10 protein-coding genes are annotated in these 13,135 nt (G+C 60.8%); 3 read left to right on the top strand and 7 right to left on the bottom strand.

What is annotated here, in order from left to right; genetic code table 11:
• Positions 1-72 precede the first annotated feature (72 nt).
• Positions 73-756, bottom strand: coding sequence for a hypothetical protein (locus tag ABD819_RS18650; protein WP_345126756.1), 684 nt, complete (start codon positions 754-756; stop codon positions 73-75).
• A gap of 737 nt (positions 757-1,493) precedes the next feature.
• On the opposite strand from ABD819_RS18650, the gene ABD819_RS18645 reads away from it, so the two are divergent.
• Entirely contained in the window at positions 1,494-1,805 is a 312-nt protein-coding gene (locus ABD819_RS18645; RefSeq protein WP_345126754.1) for a hypothetical protein, read from the top strand.
• 221 nt (positions 1,806-2,026) lie between these two features.
• On the opposite strand, the gene ABD819_RS18640 is transcribed toward ABD819_RS18645, so the two are convergent.
• From ABD819_RS18640 to ABD819_RS18630, 3 genes are all read right to left on the bottom strand, one after another.
• Positions 2,027-2,572 carry an REP-associated tyrosine transposase gene (locus tag ABD819_RS18640; protein WP_345126751.1) on the bottom strand — a complete coding sequence of 182 codons (546 nt, stop codon included), beginning with the start codon at positions 2,570-2,572 and terminating at the stop codon, positions 2,027-2,029.
• A 56-nt stretch (positions 2,573-2,628) separates the two neighbouring features.
• Positions 2,629-3,000, bottom strand: a complete 372-nt coding sequence (locus ABD819_RS18635; RefSeq protein ID WP_345126749.1) for a transposase — start codon at positions 2,998-3,000, stop codon at positions 2,629-2,631.
• A 199-nt stretch (positions 3,001-3,199) separates the two neighbouring features.
• On the bottom strand, positions 3,200-5,248 hold the full coding sequence (locus tag ABD819_RS18630; protein ID WP_345126746.1) for an alpha amylase C-terminal domain-containing protein: 2,049 nt from the start codon (positions 5,246-5,248) through the stop codon (positions 3,200-3,202).
• A 329-nt stretch (positions 5,249-5,577) separates the two neighbouring features.
• Between ABD819_RS18630 and ggt the strand changes: the two genes are divergently transcribed.
• Positions 5,578-7,332, top strand: coding sequence for a gamma-glutamyltransferase (gene ggt, locus ABD819_RS18625; protein WP_345126743.1), 1,755 nt, complete (start codon positions 5,578-5,580; stop codon positions 7,330-7,332).
• A gap of 186 nt (positions 7,333-7,518) precedes the next feature.
• On the opposite strand, the gene ABD819_RS18620 is transcribed toward ggt, so the two are convergent.
• From ABD819_RS18620 to ABD819_RS18610, 3 genes are all read right to left on the bottom strand, one after another.
• Positions 7,519-7,887, bottom strand: coding sequence for a hypothetical protein (locus tag ABD819_RS18620; protein WP_345126740.1), 369 nt, complete (start codon positions 7,885-7,887; stop codon positions 7,519-7,521).
• A gap of 218 nt (positions 7,888-8,105) precedes the next feature.
• Positions 8,106-8,456 (bottom strand): hypothetical protein, encoded by a 351-nt coding sequence (locus tag ABD819_RS18615; protein ID WP_345126738.1) that lies wholly within the window; start codon positions 8,454-8,456, stop codon positions 8,106-8,108.
• 159 nt (positions 8,457-8,615) lie between these two features.
• The gene (locus tag ABD819_RS18610) at positions 8,616-9,704 is read right to left on the bottom strand and encodes an NYN domain-containing protein (RefSeq protein WP_345126735.1); all 1,089 of its coding nucleotides are present in this window, start codon (positions 9,702-9,704) and stop codon (positions 8,616-8,618) included.
• 298 nt (positions 9,705-10,002) lie between these two features.
• On the opposite strand from ABD819_RS18610, the gene ABD819_RS18605 reads away from it, so the two are divergent.
• Positions 10,003-13,017, top strand: coding sequence for a TIM-barrel domain-containing protein (locus tag ABD819_RS18605; protein ID WP_345126733.1), 3,015 nt, complete (start codon positions 10,003-10,005; stop codon positions 13,015-13,017).
• The last annotated feature ends 118 nt before the right edge of the window (positions 13,018-13,135 follow it).

Raw genomic sequence — 13,135 nt, 5'->3', positions numbered from 1 at the left:
GCGCGCCACACGTAACAGCGAGTTTGTAACTCGCCGGGCTGGGAAGCTTGTGCTGGAGTTGCTGAAGCAGTGTTATTCCACACAAACTTTGTTTGCTTGCAATGAAAACCACCCTTGGAAATCATGCCGCGTGGTTTTCACGCCAAATTGGTCGTTGTTTATCCACCTGCCGTGCTTGGTTACAGCGTAGATGGGGTCGTACCACCAGCGGTTGGGGCCCTCGTACAATTGGGCCTTCACGCGCTTTCCCTCAAAATCAATGCAGACGGACAAGAAGGTGGTCGTCAGCGTTTTTTCAAGCAGCAAGTGGGCGCGCTTTTTTCCATCCCGAGCGACTTTTTCCGGATACATGAATCTGAACTGAATGTCACAACTTTTCACCTCGTGGCAGGCCCCTTCAAAAACCGCCAAATCCCACCCGTAGGCGTGGCATAGGTGCCGCACGGCGTCTTGCAGCGATTCTAAGAGATACAGCGCTTTATCAGCATCGACAGTTAGCGCGTTGTACGCCTGCGAGCTAAATCCATAATTAATAAGCGCGATAGAACCGGTCTTCCAGCAATGAGGAGGCGTATTCTCCGCTACCAAGCAAAGGCTAATACGAGAGATTTTCGGCGGTTTGTAGCCGTGCAGGCACTGGACATACAAGTCGCTTACATAGTTTGCCAGGAGCCTAAACGCTCTACTTCCCGGCACTTCGACACGTTGCCAAATGTCAAGGTTATCGTAGAATGTAATATCCGTAAGGCCTGCCATATAGAAATTGTGTCGGGTGCCTAACGCGCTAGTTACGATTTATTTCCTTTAAGCTGCCAACTGGCCGCAGTCTAAGCGAAGCGACGACTGCGCGCCTACCGTAAAGCGAGTTTGTAACTCGCCCCCGCGCAAGCCCCCTAAAACAACCGCTCAACCTCCAACACCGCCTCCAGTCCCGCATAAAACGAAGCGGAGGAATACACATAGTCCTCGGCCCGATAGCATATTCCCGCCCGCACCGGATTCTGATGAATGTAATTCAGCTTCTGCTGCGTCACGGCCTCGCTCAGAAGCTCGATGCTATGGCTGGGCTGCTGCCAGAGCTGAATGTTGATATTGCGCTGGTTGAAGTTGGCAGCGTTTACAGCTGCCCGCCAAAACCGCCGTGGTGCTGGAGCTGCTGAAGTAGCTATTGGGTTTCTGTACTGCCTATCAGCTGGAGCAAGATAGGTAGCTTAATGCGGCAATTGAAACCTGCCTATCAAAGTTCACGAAACTCATCTCCCTTGGGCATTTCGTGAACTTTGATTTTTGAATCAATTTACTGAACTCAATCTGGACTGTGGAGGGGGTTTTCAAGCCCACAGAGGTAGCAGTACATTCAATGGAGGATTATGGTACGACAATTGATAACGAGTATCTTGCACGTTCTATTGGTCTGCTTTAGGCCACGGACAACTAATTACCCCTTTATGAAAGCTGGAAGCTCCCTATTACCCATTCTATTCGCTGGTTTTATGGCCATGGCTGCCACCGGCTGCAAAAAATGCAAGGACGAAGACCCACGGGCCCGCATTACCAACAATGGCACCCAAATCGCTAGCGTGCAGGTGAAAACCTCGGGCGGCAACACGGTCAACATCAATAATGTGGCTCCGGGCGTCACCTCCGACTACGCCAACTACGCGGCGGGTCAAACCACCTTCACCCTCAAGGTCAACAACGTCGACTACGCCAAGACCGTAGACGTGAGCAAGTGCCACGAGTACACCATCGCCATTGACCGCAGCAACGTCGTTACGGTAACAGACACGGACCGCAACGACTAGACACTTGATTGTGTATTGTTGGACAGGGAGGGAAAAGCTTTAACCCAGAGCTTTTCCCTCCCTGTTTTTTGGCTAGAAGGGCGAATCTACACGCTAAGCCAAAGGGTCGCTGAGTTGGCTATACCAGTTAGGAGTTACCCCCCGCTGGCCGCAGTCTAAGCGAAGCGACGACTGCGCGCCCACCGTAAAGCGAGTTTGTAACTCGCCCCCGCACAAGCCCCCTAAAACAACCGCTCAACCTCCAGCACCGCCTCCAGTCCCGCATAAAACGAAGCGGAAGAATATACATAGTCCTCGGCCCGATAGCAAACTCCCGCCCGCACCGGATTCTGATGAATGTAGTTCAGCTTCTGCTGCGTCACGGCCTCGCTCAGAAGCTCGATGCTATGGCTGGGCTGCTGCCAGAACTGAATGTTGGTATTGCGCTGGTTGAAGTTGGCAGCGTTTTTAAATAGCCATTCCAGCCAGAAGCGCCGGCTTTCCTGCGGATTGGCGTGCAGGTTTTCAAAGATGCGCTTCGCGGTGTACTTCTTAAAATCGCGCATGATGTCGGACAAGTTATGGTCATCGGCAGCGCGGGCAATCAGGTGCAGGTGGTTGCTCATCAGGCAGTACGAAAACAACTCCAATCCCTTGGATTGCTGACAGTACCGCAGGCTTTCGATAATAATATCCTTGTAAATCGGACGGGTAAAGACATCAGCCCACTCGACGACGGTGCAGGTAATAAAGTACAAGCCCTCCTGGTTTCGGATGGGATAAGCCATGGGCAGTATTGGGTGGTAGATGGGTGATTGAAAAAGCTGGCGAAGCTGGCAACAGTCTAAGCGAAGCGACGAATGTTGGTATTGCGCTGGTTGAAGTTGGCAGCGTTTTTAAATAGCCATTCCAGCCAGAAGCGCCGGCTTTCCTGCGGATTGGCGTGCAGGTTTTCAAAGATGCGCTTCGCGGTGTACTTCTTAAAATCGCGCATGATGTTGGACAATTTATGGTCATCGGCAGCGCGGGCAATCAGGTGAAGGTGGTTGCTCATCAGGCAGTACGCAAACAGCTCCAATCCCTTGGATTGCTGACAGTACCGCAGGCTTTCGACAATAATATCCTTGTAAATCGGCCGGGTAAAGACATCAGCCCACTCGACGACGGTGCAGGTAATAAAGTACAAGCCCTCCTGGTTTCGGATGGGATAAGCCATGAGCAATATTGGGTGGTAGATGGATGATTGAAAAAGCCGGCGAAGCTGGCAACAGTCTAAGCGCAGCGTCGACTGTATGCCGGGCGTAAAGCGAGTTTGTAACTCGCCGGGCAGGGCCGCTTGCTCTCACGGCGAGTTACAAACTCGCTGTTACGCGCGGCTCGCAGTCGTCGCTGCGCTTAGACTGCGGCCAGCACTGTTAGACTGCGGCCAGCACCAGCGCCACCCGGCTCGGCACGTAGAGGCTGAGCTGGTGGTCATAGGTATCGTACTCAAACGTCTCATCGGGCCGGTTGAAGCCCCCGAAGCGGCTGTTGTCGGAGGATAAGACCACGCGGTACTTGCCCTCCTCCGTCACCCAGAAGCGGTAGTCGGTCAGGCTTTTTTCGACGTGGAAGTTGACCACGAACACCAGCCCGGCGCGCTCAAAAATCAGTACCTGGTTTTCCTCGTCGTGCTTGAGGAGGGTGGCGGGGGCGGCGGCCAGCAGGTGCTGCTCGCGGGCCAGGTACACCAGCGCCCGGTCAAAATTGCCCAGCTGGTTGAATTTCAGGTCGGGATTGTCGCCCAGGCTCCACTGGCGGCGGGCAAACTGGTAGCTCCAGCCGTTGCCCTCGCGGGGAAAATCGACCCACTCGGGGTGGCCAAACTCGTTGCCGATGAACGTGAGGTAGCCCTCGCCGCCCACCGCCAGCGTGAGCAGCCGGATGAGCTTATGCAGCGCCAGTGCCCGCGCCGCGCCGGGGTCGGGGTCGGCGGCGTGCATGTGGGTGTAGATAGCCGCATCGAACAGCCAGTGTGCGAGGGTTTTGTCGCCCACCAGGGCCTGGTCGTGGCTTTCGGCGTAGGCAATGGTTTTCTCGCCGGCGCGGCGGTTGGTGAGGGTATGCCAGAGGTCGCCGAGCGGCCATTTCTCGTCGGGCGTGTGTTTGAGCAGCTTAATCCAATAGTCGGGGATGCCCATGGCCAGGCGGAAATCGAAGCCCACGCCGCCCTCCTTGATGGGGCGGCAGAGGCCGGGCAGACCGCTCATGTCCTCAGCAATCAGGATGCTGCCTTTCTTGAATTCGTGGGCCAGCGTAGTGGCCAGCTGCAGGTAAAGAATGGCGTCCTCATCGGCGGCCGGGCCGAAGTAATTGTCGTAGCCCACGAAGGCCACGCCCTCGCCGTGGTGCTGGTAGAGCATGCTGGTCACGCCATCGAAGCGGAAGCCGTCGAAGTGGTATTCTTCGAGCCAGAAGCGCAGGTTGCTGAGCAGGAACTGCTGCACCTCGGGCCGGCCGTAGTCGAACAGCTTGCTGTCCCAGCCGGGGTGGTTGCCGCGCTCGCCCTTGTGAAAATAGAGGTTGCCGGAGCCGTCGAAATCGGCCAGGCCCTCGGCTTCGTTCTTCACGGCGTGCGAATGCACGATGTCGAGCAGCACCGCGATGCCGCGCCGGTGGGCCTCGTTGATGAGAAACTTCAGGTCCTCGGGCGTGCCGAAGCGGGAGCTGGCGGCAAATAAATTGGCCACGTGGTAGCCGAACGAGCCGTAGTACGGGTGCTCCTGCACGGCCATGAGCTGCACCACGTTGTAGCCGCCGGCCTCGATGCGGGGCAGGATATTTTCGGCGAATTCGCGGTAGGTGCCCACCCGGCTTTCCTCGGTGGCCATGCCCACGTGGGCCTCGTAGATGAGCGGCTCTTTGGCGGCGGTGGCGGGCCGAAACTTCTGGTCAGTCCAGGCAAATTCTGTTTCGGGCCGCCACACCTGGGCCGCGAAATCTTTGGTTTCCTCGTCCTGCACGGCGCGGCGCAGGGCGGCGGGCAGGCGGTCTTTGCCCCCGGCCGGGCTCACGACGTGGACCTTGTAGCGGCTGCCGTGACTGAAGCGGCTCGCGTATTCCGCATCCGACAGAAAGACTTCCCACACCCCAAATTCAAGCTTTTGCAGCGGGTTGGCCTGCCGGTCCCAACCATTGAAATCACCCACCAGAAACAGGCCTTCGGCGGCGGGGGCCCACTCGCGGTACACCCAGCCGCCCCGGCCGGCATCGTGGTTCAACCCGAGCTGCTGATGGGCGGTGGCGTAGTTCAGCAGCGAGCCATGGTGCTGCTCGATTTCGGCCATCCGGGCCTGCAGGCGCGCCTGGCGCTGGCGCAGAACCGGCTCGAAGGGTGCCAGCCAGGGGTCGGTTTTGACGAGGGCCAGTGGTGCGCGGCGGAGAGCCTTAGGGGCAGCGGGAGCAGTAGTTTTCGACTTTGACATGATACGGGAGAGGTTTGGGCCAAAAGTAACGGACGCCTTGCTGAATTAAGAATTAAGAATTAAGAATGAGTAACGTTCCGCTGAATGAGGACCCCTTCCCCAATTCTTAATTATTAGCTGATGTTACGCGGCGTGCTGCTGGCTGCCCACTGGGGGTTCGAGCCTGTGGCTCGGGGAGGAAACCATTGGCAAGCCCTGCCGCAAGTTCTTCGCGCCCGAGCCACAGGCTCGAATCCCAAGCGCCAGCACGTCGGTGCGTAATCAGTTATTAATTTTTAATTCTTAATTCCTCTAGTTGCCCAGCCGCAAACTTGGCGTTATTTTGCCCAATGATGAAGTCTCGCTTTTTAGCTATTCCGCTGGCGCTGCTGCTGGCTTGCTCCTCCGAGCGTCCGGTCACGTCCGCCTCCCGGGCTTTCGAGGCTTCGCTGGCCTCGCCGGTGCCCAAGGCGGCCGCGCCGCGGCTGGCCAACTACGCCATGGTCGTTTCAGCCCACCCCGAGGCCTCGAAAATCGGCACGCTGGTCCTGCAGCGGGGCGGCAATGCGTACGATGCGGCCGTGGCCGTACAGTTTGCGCTGGCGGTGGTGCTGCCCGTGGCGGGCAACGTGGGCGGCGGCGGCTTCCTGCTCTACCGCGACCGCAACGGCTCGGCCGGCAGCCTCGATTTCCGCGAAACCGCGCCCGCCGCAGCCACCCGCGACATGTACCTCGACAAGCAAGGCAACGTGGTGCCCAGCCTGAGCACCGCCGGCCCGCTGGCCGTGGGCACACCCGGCACCGTGGCCGGCATGGCCATGCTGCACAAGCAGCTGGGCAAGCTCTCGTGGCCGTCGCTGCTACAGCCGGCCGTGGCGCTGGCCACCCAGGGCTTCCGCCTCACCGAAAAGGAAGCCGCCGGCCTGAACCGGACCCGCGCCGACTTCACGAAGTACAACCCCGGCAGCAGCCCCGCCTACCTGCGCCCCAGCGGCGGCGACTGGAAAGCCGGCGATACCCTGCGCCTGCCCGAGCTGGGCCGCACCCTGGCCCGCGTGCGCGACCAGGGCCGGGCCGGCTTCTACCAGGGCGAAACCGCCCGCCTGCTGCTGGCCGAAATGAAGCGCGGCGGCGGCCTGGTCAGTCAGAAAGACCTCGACAACTACCAGCCCAAGTGGCGCGAGCCCCTGCGCGGCCGCTACCGCGACTACGAAGTCATCACCATGGCCCCGCCCAGCTCCGGCGGCGTGGCCCTGCTGCAAATGCTGCAAATGCTGGAGCCCATCGACCTGGCCCAGCTGGGCTACCACACGCCCCTGGCCGTGCACTACATCACCGAGGCCGAGCGGCGCGTGTACGCCGACCGCGCCGCCTACCTCGGCGACCCCGATTTCGGCGCCGTGCCCGTGCAGAAGCTGCTCGATGTGGACTACAACCACCAGCGGGCGGGCACCATGCGCGCCAGGGGCCGGGCCACGGCCAGCGCCGACGTGGCCGCCGGCAAGGGCCTGCCCGGCTACGAAAGCAGCGAAACCACCCACTACAGCATCGTCGACGCTTTTGGCAATGCCGTGAGCTGCACCACTACGCTCAACGGGGCCTACGGCAGCAAAGTAGTGGTACCCGGGGCCGGTTTCCTGCTTAACAATGAGATGGACGACTTCTCGGCCAAGGCCGGCGTGCCTAACGCCTACGGCCTGGTGGGCGGCTCGGCCAACGCCATCGCGCCCGGCAAGCGCATGCTCAGCAGCATGACGCCCACCATCCTCACCCGCAACGGCAAAGTGGCCCTCGTAACGGGCACGCCCGGTGGCAGCACCATCATTACCAGCGTGTTGCAGTCCATCATCGGCATTGTCGACTACGGCCTCAATGCCCAGCAGGTCGTGACCGCCCCGCGCCTGCACCACCAGTGGCTGCCCGACCTGCTCGACGTGGAAGCCGGGGCCCTGCTACCCGCCGCGCAGGATTCGTTGCGCGTCCGCGGCTACCGCCTCAACCCGCGCCAGCCCTGGGGCCGCCTCGACATCATCCACATTCGCCCCGAAGGCACGCTGGAAGGCGGCGCCGACCCCCGCGGCGACGATACGGCGCTGGGGTATTAGGCGCAGAGGATTAATTGGAATAAAAAAGAACGTCATGCTCATCTGGCGTCCGCGAAGCCGAAGCATCTCTACCACAATACTAAACCCAATCGATAGGATTAGTTACGCGGTAGAGATGCTTCGGCTTCGCGGACGCCAGATGAGCATGACGTTCTTCTTGTTTGGGTGCTTAACCCAACCAACTACCTAGTGCTGCGCGGGCATCTTGGCGATATGGCGCAGGTTGCCGGCGGCGGTAATCAGCTTCTGGCTGATTTCGCGGGCTTTGTCGCCTTCGCCTTTGAAGCTGTGGGTGGTCAGGGCCGACTGGGCCGTGAGCTCGCCCAGCGTTTGGAAGGACTGGGCCATGGCGGCCGCATTGTTGTTGTTGATGTGGCCGCGCAGGGTTTCCAGCTCCGTCACGATGGGGCGCAACACGGGCTGGTCGATGGAGCGCAGGTGCTGAATCCAGTTATCAATCTGGTTGAAGCCCGTGCCGGGGTCCATCTGAAAACCTTTGCTGGTGGCATCGAACAGGACGCGGATGCTGGATTCTACTTCGGAAATAAAGCTCATGAGAGAAATGAGAAGTGATTTGGTAAGGGAGCGCGGCGGCAAATTGTAGCTACGGCCAGCCGGCATTCGGCCGCGAAGATACGCAGCAAGGCAGGCAAACCGCCAACTCCTGAGCCCGCCAACGGGCTGCCAGCCGTCGTCATTTACGCACGAAAAAGGCTGCCAACCCAGAGGTTGGCAGCCTTTTTCGTGCGTGAGCTAACCGGGTTACCGGCCGTTTAGCCTTTCAGCTGGCTGGCAGCGCTGCTCAGGGCCTGGCCCAGCTGGCGCAGTTTGTCCTGGGCATCGGGAGTGGCAGCATCGGCGGCTTTGGTGGTATGCTCGCCGAGGGTGCGCAGGCTGGTAGCCAGCGCGCCGGTGTCAGAAGCACCACTTCCTAGGGCGTCGTGCAGGTTCTGCAGCTCCGAGCTGATGCCGGAGAGCTGCTGGTTGCCTTGCAGGGTTTTAATCCAGCCGGCGATGTTGGGGCCGGCGGCTCCAGCGGCGGCGGCCAGGCCACCTTGCAGAGCGTTGATGGTGGCGTCGAGCTGGCTGGTGCCCTGGCTGCTTTGCGATGGGTTGCTTTCCATAAGTTGTGAAAGGTTAGTTAGTGAATGATGCGCTACTAACCAGCCTGCTTCGAACTTGTTAATTACCTGACGTACAAGATTCCGGCATTTGATATTAAGTTATTCGCGGGCAAACCTTCTCCACGCAAACGGGTTTAGCAGCGGCCCTTCTTTCATTATTTATTCCGCGCCGGGGTGCAGCTCCTGCACGTCGGGGTGGCTGTAGTTGACCACGATGACGGAGAAGGGGTGCGGCTCGCCCTCGCGCTTTTCGATGCGGATGGTGCCGGCATCGCGCAGCTTGTTGAGCTGGTCGCGGCGCTCGTAGTCGGGCAGCTCGGGCAGCTCGTCGGTGAGCAGGCGCATGAACGGGCCCAGCCAGAGCTCCGTCACGCGGCGCTGCTGCTTGGTTTCGAGCTTCTGAAACTCGGCCAGCATGAAGGCCAGGGTGCGGCGCTCGGTGTCGGTGGCCAGGCGGCGGAGGGGCGCAAAATCGGGCACCTCCTCGGCAGGGCGCGAAATGAACGGCCGGGCCGGAACTGCCACCACGGGCCGGGGGGCGCTGGCCGACGGCACCGGGGCTACGGCGGCGGCTTTGGGCTGCGGGGCCGGGCCCTCGGCCTCCCCGCTGGCACTGGCGCGGGCCGCCAGCGCGGCGGCCGAAGTCACGCCGGCCAGGCCCTGCTCGCGCAGCAGGCGGCTTTGCTCGATGGTGCGCTGGCGGTCGGTGCGGCGCTTTTCGAGCTGTTCCACGCGCTCGGGGGCCAGCAGGTCGCGGGCATCGATGAACTGCGCGGCCCCGATGTTCTGGAGCAAATCGCCGGACACGGACTCGCGGAAACCGGCCACCAGCACCTGCCGGGCCTGCCGCCGCAAGTGCTGCAATACCGGAATGTAGTCGCGGTCGCCGGCCACGAGCACGAACGTGCCGATGTCGGGCCGGGTGTACATCACCTCCAGCGCATCGATGCAGAGTTGCATGTCGGCGGCGTTTTTATGGTCGGTGCCCAGCACGTTGCGGGTGCTCACGCCCATCAGGTAGAGCGCGCCTTGCGGGGCGGTGGCCAGGCGCTCAAAGTCGGCGTAGGCGTAGCTGATGAGCGAATCCAGGCCCTTGGCGCCGAGCTGCTCGCGCAGCGTGCGGACGATATCGAGGCAGATATCGTTCAGGTCGGGCGGGTCGTGAAAGTGGTTTTTGAGGAAGTAGTAAACGTTCTCGAAGTCGATAAAAACGGCGGCGTACGGGGAAGCGGGTGATTTTGACGACATAGCGTAAAGTTACAGCAGTTTCCAAGTCCATGTACAGAGTTAAAAGTTGAGAGTTAAAAGTTAAAAATCAGACGTATTGGGTTTTAACTTTTAACTCTCAACTTTTAACTGTTTTAAAAAATGTACACTGACTCGGAAACTGCCCTAGTATACCGCTAAACAGAAACGCGGCACCGCAGGGGTTTTACGGTCCCGCTTAAAACGGTAGTCTTTCCGGAAAGGGTTTGTCGAACAGCGCCGAACATCCGGCCTAGTTGGCTTCGGCAGTAACTTGCCGCCTCCGGCCATTTCTACGTTGATGAAGGTAAATTCCTGTTTTTCCGTTTCTCTTTTTCTGGCGGTGGTGCTGCACGGGGCGCTGGCCCCCGCCGCCCTCGCCCAGCGCGCCGATAACAGCCGGCCGGCCAACGACCCATTTGGGCGGCGCGTGGTGCCGGCGCGGGCCGTGCCGGGCGGGCGGTACAAGTCGCATACAGTGACCCACGACTTTGACAAGGAATTCAAGTCAATTCGACTAATACTGAACGTTCGAGGAACCGATGGCAGCCTGCGTCGATTTCAAACCTGGGCACCGGGAGTCGTTAAAATAAGCTATTTCCCCCTCGGTTCTGCCAATGCTGCCGACTCATCGGTGAGTGTAGTGCAGCCCCCGCAGCCATTGGAGTATGAGACGTTTTGCAACCACGGCTGCGATGGCCCGCCACCGGCCGAGACAGTCCGGAAATACGGCAATAACACTTGCTCAGGCGTCTATAATGAGCCCGCCAAACTGACACTCCGGGTCAATTGTCAATCCCTCATCATTGATAAACAAACGCTGGCAGTAAGCACTTCCGATGACGGCAGTACCGGCGTGGAACTAGTTAGCGAAGCCACCAGCCCTTTTCGTCGCATAGCTGCCCCTTCTGCGCCAGCTACCCAACCCGAACCCGGCGGCACGGCCGTGCGCTTCCGCCTCGCGCCGGGCGAGCGGCTCTACGGCACTGGCTCCCGCGCGCTGCCGCTGGACCGGCGCGGCTACCGCCTGGAGCTGTACAACCAGGCCCACTACGCTTCGCAGAACAACGAGCCCAACCTGAACATTACGCTGCCCACGGTGCTCAGCGGCCGGGGCTACATGCTGTTTTTCGACCACCACACGGCCGGCTACCTCGACCTGGGCAAGACCGACAAAAACGTGCTCGAATACGGCGGCGAAGGCCTGACTTCCCTCTCCTACTTCGTGATAACCGGCCGCGACCAGGCCGAAATCCTGGACCGCTACACCGCCCTGACGGGCCGCCAGCCGCTGCCGCCCCGCTGGGCCCTGGGCCTGATTCAGAGCCGCTTCGGCTACAAAACTGAGGCCGAGATGCAGCAGGTGGCCACCCGCATGCGCCGCGAAAACTTTCCCCTCGATGCGCTGGTGCTGGACTTGTACTGGTTTGGCGGCACCACCAGGCAGGGCGATTTGAGCTGGTACAAGCCCGGTTTCCCCGACCCGGTGGGCATGATGAGCAGCCTGAAAAAGCAGGGCGTGAAGACGATTTTGATATCGGAGCCTTACGTGATGCGCACCTCGCGCAACGACTCCACGGTGCGGACGCGGGGGCTGGTGGGCACCACCGCGGCCGGCAAACCCTTCACGGTGGCCTCGTTCTGGGCCGGGCCGGCCAGCATTCTCGACGTATTTAAGCCCGCCGCCCGCGACTGGCTGTGGGGCTACTACCGCACGCTACACAACCAGGGCGCGGCCGGCTGGTGGTCGGACCTCGGCGAGCCCGAAAACCACCCCGAGGCCATGCAGCACGCGGCCGGTCCCACGCGGGCCGTGCACAATGCCTACGGGCAGGTGTGGGCCGGCATTTTGCAGGATAACTACACCAAGGAATTCCCCGAGGAGCGGGTGTTCAACCTGGCCCGCTCGGGCTGGGCGGGCCTGCAGCGCAACTCGGTCTTCCCGTGGTCGGGCGACATTCAGCGCTCCTGGAGCGGCTACCAGGCCCAAGTGCCGGTGATGCTCGGCATGGGCCAGGGGGGCGTGGGCTACATGCACTCCGATGCCGGCGGCTTCTGCGTGGGCGGCATCGACAGTGAATTATACACCCGCTGGCTGCAAATGGCCAGCCTCTGCCCCATCCTGCGGCCCCACGGCGAGGGCGTGCCGCCGGAGCCCTACTACTACCCCGAGCCCTACAAAAGCGCCGTACGCAACGCCGTGCAGCTGCGGTATCAGCTGCTGCCCTACCTCTACACCCTGGCCTGGCAGAACACCACGACCGGCGCGCCGCTGGTACGCAGCATGGATTATGAAAGGAGTTATAAGTTAGGAGTTAGGAGTGAAGAGTTAAAAAGTACGAATGCTTCGGCCTCAGGCGCTTCATTGTTAACTCTTAACTCTTCACTTTTAACTCTCAACTCCACCGACCAGTACCTGCTCGGCCCCAACCTCCTGGTGGCGCCCGTGCTGCACCCCAGCCAGCGGCGGCGCAACGTGACGCTGCCCGCCGGCAGCTGGATTGACTTTCATACCAACCAGACTTACGCCGGGGGCCGCACCGTGGGCGTGCCCGCGCCGCTGGCCCGCACGCCCCTGCTGGTGCGCGCCGGGGCTTTCCTGCCGATGACGGCCTATCGACCCAGCACCGACCAGTTTCGGGCCGATACGCTGCTGCTGCGTTATTATCCCGACGCGCAAAACCCTGAATCGCAATTCACTCTGTATGAAGATGACGGTCATTCGGCCCAGGCGCTGGCTAAGTCCGAGTTTGACCTGCTGGCGCTAAGCGGCCATTTCACCGCTACGCAAACGACCGTTGAGCTGCATGTTAAGGGCGGCCACTATCCCGGCCAGCCGCTGCGGCGTACGGTGCTGCTGCTTGTGGCTCGCGTAGTTGCAGCTCCTACGGCTGTGCTGCTCGACGGCCAGCCACTGCCCGCCACTGCTCAGGCTTTCGACCCGGCCACCGGTGAGTTGCGCATAGAAATCCCATTTGCCAGGCAAGATGCAGTTTTGGCATTGCGCGGCCTGCGTTTGAACACCGTGCCCGCCCCGAACGCCGCGCCCGAAACGCTGACCCTCGAAGCACCCGACCAGCGCAGTTTTGGCCCCGGCGGCACCACGCTGCACTACACCCGGCACACGGCTGGCACGGCCCAGCTGCGCATCCGCAACGCGCAGGGCACGGTGGTGCGCGCCCTACCGCTGGAAACGTTGCCTGGCCCGCACTCCCAGCCCTGGGATGGCCGCGACGATGCCCACCAGCCCGTGCCCCCCGGCGTGTATCTGGCCGAAGTCGACGGCCAGCACCAGCGCCTGATTATGACGCGGTAATAGCGAACGAAGTAACGTGAACGGTCATGCTGAGCTTGCCGAAGCATCTCTACTGCGTAAGTAAATAATTACTGTTGCGGTAGAGATGCTTCGGCAAGCTCAGCATGACGGTCTCGTG

The sequence above is a fragment of the Hymenobacter antarcticus genome, assembly GCF_039539545.1.
Lineage (GTDB): Bacteria > Bacteroidota > Bacteroidia > Cytophagales > Hymenobacteraceae > Hymenobacter > Hymenobacter antarcticus.
This window is presented reverse-complemented; position numbering and strand designations above follow the sequence as displayed.

Coding starts and splice junctions, on each gene's coding strand:
- ABD819_RS18640 (WP_345126751.1), bottom strand. CDS start 2,572: ATGGCTTATCCCATCCGAAACCAGGAGGGCTTGTACTTTATTACCTGC.
- ABD819_RS18620 (WP_345126740.1), bottom strand. CDS start 7,887: ATGAGCTTTATTTCCGAAGTAGAATCCAGCATCCGCGTCCTGTTCGAT.
- ABD819_RS18610 (WP_345126735.1), bottom strand. CDS start 9,704: ATGTCGTCAAAATCACCCGCTTCCCCGTACGCCGCCGTTTTTATCGAC.
- ggt (WP_345126743.1), top strand. CDS start 5,578: ATGATGAAGTCTCGCTTTTTAGCTATTCCGCTGGCGCTGCTGCTGGCT.
- ABD819_RS18630 (WP_345126746.1), bottom strand. CDS start 5,248: ATGTCAAAGTCGAAAACTACTGCTCCCGCTGCCCCTAAGGCTCTCCGC.
- ABD819_RS18635 (WP_345126749.1), bottom strand. CDS start 3,000: ATGGCTTATCCCATCCGAAACCAGGAGGGCTTGTACTTTATTACCTGC.
- ABD819_RS18615 (WP_345126738.1), bottom strand. CDS start 8,456: ATGGAAAGCAACCCATCGCAAAGCAGCCAGGGCACCAGCCAGCTCGAC.
- ABD819_RS18645 (WP_345126754.1), top strand. CDS start 1,494: ATGGCCATGGCTGCCACCGGCTGCAAAAAATGCAAGGACGAAGACCCA.
- ABD819_RS18605 (WP_345126733.1), top strand. CDS start 10,003: ATGAAGGTAAATTCCTGTTTTTCCGTTTCTCTTTTTCTGGCGGTGGTG.
- ABD819_RS18650 (WP_345126756.1), bottom strand. CDS start 756: ATGGCAGGCCTTACGGATATTACATTCTACGATAACCTTGACATTTGG.